13 protein-coding genes are annotated in these 12,210 nt (G+C 44.7%); 7 read left to right on the forward strand and 6 right to left on the reverse strand.

Annotated features, from left to right (window positions below; genetic code table 11):
* Positions 1–23: 23 nt before the first annotated feature.
* Both trxA and WG943_RS06175 read right to left on the reverse strand, forming a co-directional pair.
* On the reverse strand, positions 24–329 hold the full coding sequence (gene trxA / locus WG943_RS06170; protein WP_340407522.1) for a thioredoxin: 306 nt from the start codon (positions 327–329) through the stop codon (positions 24–26).
* A 154-nt stretch (positions 330–483) separates the two neighbouring features.
* Positions 484–1,293: a class I SAM-dependent methyltransferase gene (locus WG943_RS06175; protein WP_340407523.1), complete on the reverse strand. Its 810-nt coding sequence runs from the start codon at positions 1,291–1,293 to the stop codon at positions 484–486.
* 107 nt (positions 1,294–1,400) lie between these two features.
* On the opposite strand from WG943_RS06175, the gene WG943_RS06180 reads away from it, so the two are divergent.
* The 7 genes from WG943_RS06180 (at position 1,401) to WG943_RS06210 (ending at position 6,357) form a co-directional block, all read left to right on the forward strand.
* Positions 1,401–1,727, forward strand: coding sequence for a hypothetical protein (locus WG943_RS06180; protein WP_340407524.1), 327 nt, complete (start codon positions 1,401–1,403; stop codon positions 1,725–1,727).
* Positions 1,727–2,389 (forward strand): hypothetical protein, encoded by a 663-nt coding sequence (locus WG943_RS06185; RefSeq protein ID WP_340407525.1) that lies wholly within the window; start codon positions 1,727–1,729, stop codon positions 2,387–2,389. Before WG943_RS06180 ends, WG943_RS06185 begins: the two co-directional genes overlap by 1 nt.
* A complete protein-coding gene (locus WG943_RS06190; RefSeq protein ID WP_340407526.1) occupies positions 2,386–3,165 on the forward strand; it encodes a sensor histidine kinase in 780 nt (259 codons plus the stop codon). Before WG943_RS06185 ends, WG943_RS06190 begins: the two co-directional genes overlap by 4 nt.
* A gap of 27 nt (positions 3,166–3,192) precedes the next feature.
* The gene (locus WG943_RS06195) at positions 3,193–3,612 is read left to right on the forward strand and encodes a response regulator (protein WP_340407527.1); all 420 of its coding nucleotides are present in this window, start codon (positions 3,193–3,195) and stop codon (positions 3,610–3,612) included.
* A 236-nt stretch (positions 3,613–3,848) separates the two neighbouring features.
* The gene (locus WG943_RS06200) at positions 3,849–4,148 is read left to right on the forward strand and encodes an HNH endonuclease (RefSeq protein WP_340407528.1); all 300 of its coding nucleotides are present in this window, start codon (positions 3,849–3,851) and stop codon (positions 4,146–4,148) included.
* A gap of 153 nt (positions 4,149–4,301) precedes the next feature.
* Complete coding sequence (locus tag WG943_RS06205) at positions 4,302–5,369, forward strand: DUF6687 family protein (protein WP_340407529.1); 1,068 nt, start codon at positions 4,302–4,304, stop codon at positions 5,367–5,369.
* A gap of 136 nt (positions 5,370–5,505) precedes the next feature.
* The gene (locus tag WG943_RS06210; RefSeq protein ID WP_340407530.1) at positions 5,506–6,357 is read left to right on the forward strand and encodes a universal stress protein; all 852 of its coding nucleotides are present in this window, start codon (positions 5,506–5,508) and stop codon (positions 6,355–6,357) included.
* A gap of 89 nt (positions 6,358–6,446) precedes the next feature.
* On the opposite strand, the gene WG943_RS06215 is transcribed toward WG943_RS06210, so the two are convergent.
* The 4 genes from WG943_RS06215 to WG943_RS06230 form a co-directional block, all read right to left on the reverse strand.
* Positions 6,447–6,827 (reverse strand): hypothetical protein, encoded by a 381-nt coding sequence (locus tag WG943_RS06215; RefSeq protein WP_340407531.1) that lies wholly within the window; start codon positions 6,825–6,827, stop codon positions 6,447–6,449.
* A gap of 60 nt (positions 6,828–6,887) precedes the next feature.
* Positions 6,888–7,736 carry a thermonuclease family protein gene (locus WG943_RS06220; protein WP_340407533.1) on the reverse strand — a complete coding sequence of 283 codons (849 nt, stop codon included), beginning with the start codon at positions 7,734–7,736 and terminating at the stop codon, positions 6,888–6,890.
* Positions 7,737–7,873: 137 nt separating this feature from the next.
* On the reverse strand, positions 7,874–11,296 hold the full coding sequence (locus tag WG943_RS06225; protein WP_340407535.1) for an amidohydrolase family protein: 3,423 nt from the start codon (positions 11,294–11,296) through the stop codon (positions 7,874–7,876).
* 339 nt (positions 11,297–11,635) lie between these two features.
* The gene (locus WG943_RS06230) at positions 11,636–12,145 is read right to left on the reverse strand and encodes a hypothetical protein (protein WP_340407537.1); all 510 of its coding nucleotides are present in this window, start codon (positions 12,143–12,145) and stop codon (positions 11,636–11,638) included.
* Between the last annotated feature and the right edge of the window lie 65 nt (positions 12,146–12,210).

A 12,210-nucleotide genomic window follows, 5' to 3' on the forward strand; every position in this document is an offset into this window, starting at 1 on the left:
TTAGCTCAATCACTGGTTCGAAATTAAACATACTGCTGTATAACCTGCGTCAGCTGCTGTGCGGGTATAGCTCCAGACTGTCGCCATACTTGCTGCCCTTTACTGAAAAGTATAAACGTTGGCACACCTTGTACTTTAAACTGCGCTGCGGCACTTTGATTACTATCTACATTTACCTTTATCACTTTCAGTTTGCCGCTGTACTGGCTCGCCACCTGCTGTATCACCGGGTTCATGGACTTGCAGGGACCACACCAATCGGCGTAAAAATCTACTAAAACAGGCATGCCTGGGCTGCTGATCAATTCTTTGAACGATTTTTTGGCCATAGTTATACTTTTAATTGAGGTTTATACTTGTACGGTAGCAAACATAAAACGTGTTGCGGATCAGGTTTTTCAGATTAAAGGATGAATAGGATTGCCTTCTTCAGTTAAACCTACACAATCAGATAGATCCCTGCAATCAGACTAAGCTCTTAAATTAACTATATTTCTTTCTGGCTTTGATAGAGTAGACCATTGGCAGCATATTTTCATAGCCCCGTATGCGCCAGAACCCGTCTTCGCCCTGCACCATGTTGGCAAAGCAGTTGTAAGGCGAGTAAGGGAACTCGTGCAGAAACTCCAGGTATATGCCACGACTGGTTAGAGCAGTCACTACTTCTCCTAGGCCATGGTTCCAACCATACTCAATGTGCTTAATAGGCGCATTTTTATCTGCATAGGTGCCTTCTGTTTCTGTTATAATAGGCTCGTGGGTGTTATGGTAAGGATATATGATCTTCCCAAAATTATCATCAAACATCCATAGCACCGGATGAAACTCAGCGATGTAAAATGTGCCACCCGGCTTCAGGAAATGATCAATTATAGCAGCCCACTTTTCCAGGTCAGGAAGCCAACCGATGGTGCCATAAGAGGTAAACACAACATCAAATTGCCCCTGCAGGTTCTCCTTCAGGTTATAGAGGTTGGAGCGCACAAACGTTGCATCTAAGTTCAACTGCGCATTCAGCGCCTTTGCCTGCTCAATTGCCTCATCTGAAATATCGATTCCGGTAACCTTTGCACCCAGCCTTGCCCAGGAAAGCGAGTCTTGCCCGAAGTGGCATTGCAGGTGCAGCATACTTTTGCCTGCAACACCACCCAACTCTGATAGTTCTATACGGTTAAGTGAAGACTGACCCGCTAAGAAGGCAGGCATGTTATAAAAGTCAGAGCTTAGGTGCACAGGTGTTTTCTGATTCCAAAGGCTACGGTTAGCCTCAAAATATGCTTCATAGTTTTCCATTGCTTTAAAGTTATAATTATTTGGAGTATAGGCATGACTTAGTGAAAATATTTTGAATGAATATGGAAATTACTATATTACCAAGACCAACCTTAAACAAAACAAAAATGGCAACATTCAACGGAACCGAGGGGGAACCGATTGATCTTGCGCAGGCTGCTGCATGGACGGCAAACTACCGCAACACTGAAGCTGAAAAATCAGCAGAGACAGTTATTAAAGCTCATTTCTTTGGTCGTGAGATTCTGCAAGAACTATTAAACCAAGAGGGCTGTGTAGGCATACGCATGTACTATGCCCTGGATAATGAAGGCCAGAAACAGCTTGTGCTGGTAGGGGCCGATGCGGATGGAAACGATATAGAAGAACTGGTGCTGGATGGTTCCAGAATATGCCCACCTAACTGCAGCGAAGGAGGTAACCTTAACGGATAATGGAATACTTTATCCAGAAAGTGTATCCATGGCTAATAGATATTTCTGCTTTTATCCCAGCTTTGCCTTTTATGGTAGGGCTTTACTTACTTCGTAAATGCGGTAACAGGTATTTCAAGCTAATTTTTCTTTTTCTGGTATTGGCTGTAACCACCGAAGTAGTTGCAGAAATAACAGTACGAATGAATACGACAAATAACCTGTGGATAAATCATGTATATACGCCTGTAGAGTTCATTATCGTTGCTCTGGTTTATTACCATAGCTTTAGTACAAAGGTTATCAGAAACGGAATACTTATTACCGCTGCTGCATTTGTACTTTTGTGTATTGGCGATGCTGTTTTGCTTGATGGGCTTACACAGATGAACTCGGCTGCACAGATGATTGGCAATGCACTGCTGATATCGCTTGCTGTTCTATACTTTTATAAAATTGCCAACGACCTGACAATTACCTACCTGGACCGCGATCCTGTATTTCTGTTTAGTTGTTGTATTCTAATATATAAAGCAGGTACTTCTATGTCGTATGGTATGTTTAACGCTGCCCTGCAAGAGTCTTATGATGCTGCCCGAATGGTACTAGCGATAATATTTATACTTAAGATTCTATTCTTTACCGGATTGGTACTTGTATTAAAAAGAGCAGCCAAAGTATGAAAACACTAGAACCTGTATTTATTATAACGCCTGTGTTGCTTGTGCTGGCAATCGGTATAATCCTGTTCGTGTTTTTGTACCAGCGCCGTATGCTGCAGCACCAGGTACAGCTGCGCGAGTTGCAGGAGCAAAAGCAAAAGCAATTACTAGATGCCACCTTGCAGGCCCAGGAAGAAGAACGCCGCCGTGTTGCCCGCGACCTGCACGATGATGTAGGAGCTACTCTGGCATTGGTTAAGCTGAACGTGCACCAGCTCGTAACTCCCTTAGAGGATAAAACCAGGGGGCTAGGCATAAAAAGAACACTTGATGATGTTATTGCCAATGTACGGCGTATATCGCATGGATTGATGCCAGTGGTGCTGGAGAAGATGGGATTACCTCAGGCGCTGGAAGCTATGAGACGCTCATTACCAGCCGAATCCGGTGTAAAAATGGAGCTTTTCTGTGAAGAAAACACTCGGCGCATGGAGCCTAAGGTGGAGCTGTCGCTGTACAGGGTAGTGCAGGAACTGTTGAATAACACACTAAAGCATGCTAAAGCAAGTAAGGTAAATGTGTGCCTTGAGTTCGATCAAGATTCGCTGCACCTAACCTATAGCGACAATGGTGTTGGGTTTGACTACCAAAAATTGGCAAGTTCTATGGAAAAAAGCAGTCAAGGATTGGGGTTAATGAACCTGCATGCAAGAATTAACCTACTAAATGGTACCTTTACCTATTATTCTGCCGAAAATTCCGGAACAAAAGCTGAAATTTCTGTTCCTATTTCTTAATTTTAAATAAATCTAAAGGCTTATATAATGGAGTATCAGCCACTTACACTTGCAGTTGCCGACGATCACACCCTTTTCAGGAAGGGGGTGCTGGAGATATTAAAGGCATACAGCGAAATTACAGTTATTGCAGATGCTTGTAACGGTGCAGAATTAATCGAGAAAATTGAGAGCACTTTACCGGACATCGTGATGCTGGACCTGGAAATGCCTGAAATGGATGGTATTGCAACGTCGCGTTATCTGATCAGCAAATTTCCGGAGGTAAAGATCCTAATTGTCTCAATGTATGGGGAGGAGTCTCTGGTTGAGAAATTGCTGGACGAGGGTGTACATGGTTACCTGCTAAAAAGTGCAGAACCCGACGAACTGCGTCATGCGCTGCAAATCCTGAAGAGCGGCAGGAACTACTATTCCCATGAAATAAGAAACAACATTTCTTTTTAAATATTTATAGTAAAAAGTATAGATAGCGAGTGCCGCAGCGGCGGCACTCGCTTTTTTGTTTGGTACATCTGCTGCCTTTATCTTATGCTTATACTTTGCCTGAGGGTTTTATACTTTTGAAAAAGCAAAGCAAGTGATAGATAAGCACTCAGAGTGAAATTGTATTTGCAGCACTAGATGCTTGCCTAAACCTGAAAGCCTGTCTGTTTGTATTTACTTAGAAAAGTAGAGTATAAATGGCAAAGAAAGAGTTAGAGTTGGTGTGTGAGTTGTGCAGGAGAGAGGTGCAAAGTTTATCCAGGCACCACCTGGTACCCCGTGAGGAAGGTGGTCGTTACGGCGCCACTGCCGAGTTATGTCAGCCTTGCCACAGCACCATCCACTTAACTATATCTAACCAAGAACTGGCGCAGCAATATAATTCCATAGAAGCCCTTCAAACTGCCGAACCACTGCAAAAGTATCTGAAGTGGGTAAAGAACAGACCAATAGAACGCATCTCTAACCGCAGAGGCAGAAGCAGGCGGAAAAAATAAAATCTGAGCGACTTTCTATACTTTAAATCGCATCTGAGAAATTTGCAGTAACATTATGCCTGTTGATGCTAAGGAGTTTGAAAGTATAGTTTGGTTTAAGCTTCTGTGTCATTCTTGCAACGTATTTCATACCTTTTCTGCGTAACTTTAAGCATGCAAAAGCGATTATACCTACCGTTTACCGAGCTAAAAAAGAATAAAGCTATTGTAGTAGATAGCGCACATCCTAATGGTTTCATGCTGTCGCACTGGAAAGGAGCACCTACACCAGCAAGTATAAAAGACGATACCAGCGCGGCCATTGTTCTGAACGCCATGCGCCAGAACCTGCCAGAACTGGAGCAGCCTTATGTAACAGCCAACCACTTTGATATAGATGGGTTTGTAGGCGTTTGGGCATTGCTTAACCCGGAAAAAGCGCTGGAGAATGAGGAGCTGCTGCGGCAAATGGCACTTATAGGAGACTTCAGGGAGCTGGACCTAAACCACCCGTTGGCAGGTGAGGCCCTAAAGCTGGTTTGCTGGATTAATGCGAAAGAGCGGGAGCTGTTCTACAGACCTTTCGAAGCTGATGAGATGGAGGAAAAGGAGGTACAGCAGTGTACTCAAAAATTTAACTACTTTTTGCGTGAGTTTGGGCAGGTGCTGCAGGACCCTGACTGGGAGAAAGGTGCCTGGGAAGACGAAGTAGCCAGTGTACTGTTAGGTTACCGTGATATGTATAAGCCTACTACTAAAATCACTCGCAAGCCGGAAATTGGTTTGGTTATCATCGAAACACCGCACCCTATACATTATTATGCGCTATTTAGCCGCACGCAGGGTTTTGATATGGTGCTGAGCTGCTACGAACGCAACCGATACGAACTGGAGTATAAGTATACTACCTGGGTAGATATTGCTTCCCGGCCTACTTTGCCACGTATTAATATGGCGCCGCTTGCCCAAAAGTTAAACCAGTTAGAACAATCTGGCCACCGCTGGACCTACGACTCCATCACAGAAACCGGACCAATACTACGTTTAAGTGGTGAGGATTTAAACCGTGCCGATACATACGCTAACGCGACAGAGCGTGAAATTTATACTTCTTCTATTCCGGTAGAGCAGCTAAAACAGGAAGTTATCTCATACTTTTTCAGCGCTTATCAGAATATCGAACCAAAGTATAGCTGGCCCTGGCAGGAGGTAAAAGAGCTAAATAAGCAGCCAAACAGTTAGTAGCTTACGTAGAAAAGCTGATTAAAACTTGCTTTAAGAATGATCTGAATCAGTTTAAAGCTATAAACTACACTATAATTTCGTGTATCTCGTATACATCGACAAAAACAGATATTGTAGCCACTAGTCGCCAAACATGAAAAAGATACTTTGCCCCACCGATTTTTCTAAAACAGCCAGCAGAGCCGTTGAGTTTGCCACCCACATTGCACAGCGTGCCGGTGCGCACCTCACGCTAATGCATGTGGTGCATTTACCTATAGTAGATACCTCTGAAACGGCTTTAGTAGCCAGCGAACTACTGGGCGAGCAGATGCGCGATGCCAATGAAAAGTTAAAATCGCTGTGCCGTCAGTTAGAAGAAACACACGGTGCCAACCGTGGCGGCAACTTTACCTGCGACTATGTTTTAAAAGAAGCATTGCTAACCGATGTAACCGAGCACCTTACAAAACATGAAGGCTACGACCTTATTGTAATGGGTACTACCGGCTGCGACAGCACCATGGAGGAGCTCCTGATTGGCAGTAACACAGAGGCAGTGGTAGAAGAAGTAAAATGCCCTGTATTATCTGTGCCCGGCACAGCAGAGTGGCAAGGGGTGAACAAAATAATTTATGCTACTGATTATGCACCAGGAGACACAGAGGCACTGGCTAAAGTAGTAGATCTGGGCAGCCTGTTCGGAGCGCCAATAGATGTGGTGCATGTAATAAAGGAGAGTACCCGGGAAGATTCATCAAAAGCAGCAGCTTTCAGGCAGGAGCTAGAACAAGCTTACCCTGGTGTACCCATGCGTTTTGAGGAGATAGTAAACAAGCATGCCGCAGAAGGATTGAAAGATTATTTTAACAGGGAGAACGGTAGTATACTTGCCGTGCTTCGCAAAGAAAAAGGCTTTTTGCAAAGCCTATTCTCACAAAGCCTTGCCGAGAAAATGACTTACCAGGCTGAGGTCCCGCTACTCGTGTTGCAGGGGCACAAATAATCAAAAAAGGCTCTTCTTTTACAGAAGAGCCTTTTTTGATTATTTCAGTATCTCTACATACAAACTGCTATAAGTATACTAACTAAGGCTTATGGTTGGCCTAGGCCGGTTTCTATTCTAACTGCGTCTTCGTCAAAAATATAGTCGAGGTCTTTCGCGCATTCCTGGCAGTTATAGCGGCCGTAATCTTCAACGGCTCTTGGTACAGTTACATTCCTGAAGGTGCCTTTGCCTTTGCAAGCTATGAGTACAGGGCAATCGTGTTTCATGTGAAAAACGTCTGCTGTTGCATTCTCACAAATCCAGACACGTTTATTAACCAGGTCCTCTGGTATCACGAAAAATTCAGGTGCAGGTCTTTTAGTTTCAGCTGTTGCTTGGACTGTTGCTTCCTGCTGTTCTGTGTTTTGCTGGCAGGCAAAGGTAGTTGCTCCCAGTATAGCTATAAACGCAAGGCTCTTAAGGTTCATGGTAAAAATTGTAATTAGGGTATTAGGTATGGCTTAAGCCTAAAGGTAAAAAAAGTACGGCTAATTGCTGCAGGTTTTATCTACACGCCTGCCGTACTCACGAATGGCTACAGCTTCTGTAACAGCTAAAGTTTCTGCTTTACAGCGCTTTAAAACAGAGCAATTCTTGTCGTAATGGTAAACAGCAGAGCCACTGCTGTTACACAAATACACCTTACGCTTCGTAGCACCTGCTGGGATAGGAGCATTGGCTGTTGATTTTGTCCTGGTGCTGCTAGTTTTATTTTTTCTGAAATCCCAAGGTGCAACAGGGTTAGGGTCTGCCCATAAACCACGCTTAAACCTGCGGGCATCTGCTTCTGCGTTTGCCAGGTTCATATCTTTAGAGTAGGCTTTATAGTGCCAAGCGTAGCCGTTCTTTATCAACTCTTCATTCAGGCTGCGGCCATCCGGAAGTATAATAGTACCCACAGTGCGACCATAACGGTCTTTACTATCCACAATGAGGCGGACGTTTTTATTAAATACCAGATCTGAAGTAAATTGCTTTGCACGCTGCCCATACGCCTGATTTTTTTCAGGGGTATCCACACCGTGTAATCTTATGGTTACTTCCTCGCCGTTTATAAGCAGCACGATGGTATCACCGTCTTTCACACCTACTACCTTGTCGCCTGCTGCTGTATTTGGTTTAGAGGGAGTGCGTTCACGCTCAGCTACCTCGGCTGGGTCATCGTATTCGGCAGTGGCAATATCCTGCTGTTGTGGTTGCTCCTCCTGCTGTTCTTCTTCCACTGCAGCCTGCTGTCTCTGCCTGAACTGTTCACGGCCTTTCTCTTTATCAGGCTGGCAGGCAATACTGCTTAGCGCAATGCTCAGTAGTAGCGGAAAGTATAAAAGCTTTTTCATGGAATGGGTGTTGTAAAAGTATAAAGTATAACAGAGGCCATACTTTATACAAAGATACTATACTTTGTAACGGGATGTAAAAGAAAAAGTCCTGCACCAAAACAGCGCAGGACTTTTTACTTAGGGAAATTTATTTTTTACTGCTGGATTCCAGGTACACCAACTGGTGTTGCGCTGTGCCAGTCGAAGTCTGGAGCCTTACGTTTGGTTGGCGCTAACTCGTCTAAAGTATTAGCATCATATAAACGGCCGTTGCGCATTACATACTTAATGGAGTTCGTATTGCGGATGTTCTCTAGTGGGTTTGCATCCATAATAACTAAGTCAGCCAGTTTGCCGCCTTCAATTGAGCCTAAGTCTCCTTCCAGGCCTAAGCTCTTGGCACCAAGTATAGTTGCAGTTTTAAGCGCATTCAGGTTGCTCATGCCTCCCGACTGGATAGACCAAAGTTCCCAGTGGTAACCAAGGCCCTGCAGCTGTCCGTGAGAGCCAACGCCAGCTAAACCACCTGCTTGTACCAATTTGTCAACAAACTCAGCGTGGCGATCGAAGATGTGCTCTTCTTTAGAGAACCAACCAGCTCTGCGTCTTGCCTTGGAATCCAGCTCAGACTTTGGCGTGAAGTAGTTCAGCTTTTTATCACCGATTACATTCTCAGTTGCATAGTAGTAGTTTTCAGCCCAAGGTCCGCCATAAGACACCAGCAGGGTAGGCGTATAAGCCATCTCTGTTTTAGCCACGAAGTCTACCACATCTTTGTAAAGCGGATAGATCGGGAAAGAGTGCTCATGGCCAGGGTAACCGTCAATTGCCTGGGTCATGTTCAGTTTAAAGTCGAGGCCACCTTCTGTAGTTGGTAACAGGCCCTGCTCTTTAGCTGCCATAATGATCCACTGGCGATGCTGGCGGTTACCTACCAGGTACATCTTAATAGTTTTGGTATTGTAGTACTCAGAGTACTGGCGCAGCACCTGCTTCGCGTGGTCTAGGCTTTTCAGGTTATAAGACCAGTAGCCAACACCAGGGCCAGTAGAGTATACTCTTGGGCCAACCATTTTACCTGCATCTACCATATCGGCATAAGTAAGCACGTCGGTAGTGGCAGTTTGTGGGTCGCGGGTTGTGGTTACACCATAAGCCAGGTTAGCAGCATAAATCCATACCTGGTTCGTATGCACTCCCCAACGTGGCCACATGTGTGCGTGTGTATCAATAAAGCCAGGCGTTATGGTTTTACCTTTCACATCTACCACATTAGTGCCTTTCGGTGCATTTAATGTACCAGTTGGGCCAACAGCTTTAATGCGGTTGTTCTCGATCAGGACGTCGCCGTTTTCGATCACTTGGTCACCGTTCATGGTAATAATGCGGCCACCTTGCAATAAAATAGTACCCTGCGGAATATCGCGCGCTACCTGAATAGCGATTTTCTGTTCTGTTGGCTTATAGCTTTCGTCTTTAGCCTCTTTCTTTTCTTCGCCTTCACCCTTTTTAGCTTCATCCGTTTTAGTCTCTGCCAGTGCTTTTTCGGTTTCCTTCTTCAGCTCCAGCTCTTCTGCTTTTGTTTTAGCCTCATCTAAGTTATAAGAGAAGAAACCGTTACCAATAGACCAATAAACTGTTTTGCCATCTGAAGACCAGCTTGGGAACTGACCACCGATCTCTGTTAATTTCCAGCTTGGGAATGCTGAACTAGCCACATCTGCCACAGATATACTCGGCGTATCGCCACCTTTAGCAGGTATGGTTACTACATAAATTTCGTTGTTGATCAGGGCCAGGGCTTTGTCGCCAACCGGGGCTTTGATAACCGTAGAAGCTGTAGATGGTTTTTGCTGTGGCTCACGCTCTTCCAGGTGCATGTTGTGGTTCATTTCCTCCTCGATCATGTCCTCAACAGAACCGAATGTAGTAATGCCTTTCACCTGCAGAAGCGATTTTTTGTCGGTGCCATCCCAACGGATAGAGATTAGGCCATCGCTGCCATTGTACAAATAAATACGATCGTCGCCTTTCACAAAGTGTGGCTTAGAACCCAGGCTTGCTTTGGCAATGTAATTAGTCTCTCCGCCTTTAGCAGATACCCAGTTAATGTTTAGTCTTGATGCAAATGCACCCGGACCTTCTGCCTCGCGGTAAGCCTGTGCAGATCCTTTAATAAATACGATCTTGCTGCCATCCGGCGACCAAACCGGGTCCTGGAAAACAGCCTTCTCTACTGTTACTTTCGTTGGTTTGCCTTTGCCGTTAGCGTTGATTTTGTAGATAGAACCACCTGTTTTCTCGTGCCACGTTACATAAGCCAGCTGCTTACCGTCTGGTGACCAGGCAGGTTGAGCCTCTGTATAGTCTACATCGGTTAAACGCTTAGGGGTACCGTTAGGATAATCCATTACATAAAGTCTATCCAAGGCAGTAAAGGCTAGTTTTTTACCGTCCGGCGACATAGCGGCATCCCTGATTTGGGTTACCGTCATCATCTTGTCATCCTTTATCGGAAATTTAAAATCCAGCTTAGGACCAACCTCAACTTCGGCATCTACCTGAAAAGGAATTTCTTTAGCAGAACCACCGGCTATGGGCAAGCTGTAGATCTTGCCGCCATACGAAGCAACAAGGTTTTTGCTATCTGGTGTAAACGACATGGCAGGCAATACACCCATCGGTGCAATAGATTCCTGCTCGTCGCGCTGAACGGGGTAAGCCAGCCATTTCTCTTCACCGGTTTTGATATTCTGAGCAACAAGGCCTGTGTGGTTATTATGGCGTGTACCATACACCAGCCAGTTTCCGTCCGGAGAAAGGGTAGGGGTAAAAGCTGAGCCGTAGCGCGATGTTCTGGTATCTACTTCACCGGTTTCGCGGTCGTAAGTGGCTAGCTGGTACTGTGGTAGTTGGGCGTTATAGTTCCAGGCACCGGTACGCTGCGAAAACCAGATATAGCGGCTATCTTCACCAAAAGCCGGCTCAACAGTTTTTAAATTATCTGGTTTGCTGATAAGTTCGGCTCCAGTACCTCCGTCTTTGTGGTACAGGTGCAGCTTTAGGTTACGGCGGCCTTTAGCGGCAACTAAATACTCTCCGTCCGGTGTCCACTCCGCAGACTGAAAGTTCTCGTTCTTGCTCTTGCTGATCTGCTTCGTTTTCTTCGTAGCCAAATCCATTGTCCAGATGTTATCTGCACCGTCTCTGTCAGAAACAAAAACGATAGATTTGCCATTCGGACTAAATCGAGCCTGCGTATCAAAAGACATACCTGTGGTAAGCTGCTCTGCCTTACCGCCACCTATTGGCAGCAAGTATAAATCGCCTAGCATATCGAATACCAGTTGCTTACCATCCGGGCTTATATCCAGCGATAACCATGAGCCTTCGGTGGTGTTGATTTTCACCTTGCGAGCACCCTCCAGCGGAAGGTCTTTTTTCTCTTTTTTATCCTTGTCCTTCTCGGTTTTGGCTGCATCCTGGGCCATGGCTGGCTCCAGCATTAAACCAAGCGAACAAAGTACCAGCAGCGACTTCTTCCACCGCTTTGAAGTACCATGTATGGGTAGGCTCATAGATTAAAGTTTATGTAGTTGATAGTTTAGTTTGATCAAGCTAATATAATATTTTGTATAATAATAGCAGCATTAAATAGATGAATGCCAGATTTTTGCAGGTGGTAAGTATAAATTTATAGATAAAGTATAAGTATAAATGGCAATGCCCTCTCTGGTAACATGCCTGATTACCGGAGAGGGCATTGCCGTAAATTGAGTTTGCTTACCAGAAAGGGTGGCTGTATTACTTACTAGAAGCAGACAAATCGTTGACGCTAATGGTTATCGGATTATAACCGCTGTTCGCTATAGGAATTAGGCCGTATACCGTTTCGCCTGGCATTACTTTGCGGTTAGCTACATATAACGCTGCAATTCCTCTAACAATCGTTTATTATCGGAGCTAGCACGAACTAAATTAAAAGCCGTAAGCCCAGGACCTAAAAATATACTAATCGGAAAAGACTCCTGTTTTACCATTCGGCCACCTATATATTCTTCGCTTGTGATCAGCTTGGCAGGAGTGAAAAGTAAATACAGCAAGTATATCGGAACGTCTTGTTTTAGTTGTCTTTGTGCCAGCTCAGGTGTCAAGGGAGTAAATTGATTTGAGCCAGCTACTAGCTTCACGTCCTGCGGAAGATCTATTACGCGATCGGTATTGTTAGTATATTTTACTGCCACAACCTGTACCAGGCTTTTCTTCTCTTTTTTAGCGTACTTCTTATTACCTGCTTCAGCTAGTAAATCATACTTATATTGTAACCCTACATTGCTACTTTCTACTTTAGCATGATAGTTAATACGTTCCGGGTTGATAGCGTGATAGCTAGAGGCACAACTGGTGGTAAGAAATGCTAGACCCAATAAAAGTCCTGATAGTTTTGTAAAGGTTGTTTTTATATAAACAAACTGGCTTAGAATATAGTTTT

Source organism: Pontibacter sp. H249, assembly GCF_037892465.1.
GTDB lineage: Bacteria > Bacteroidota > Bacteroidia > Cytophagales > Hymenobacteraceae > Pontibacter.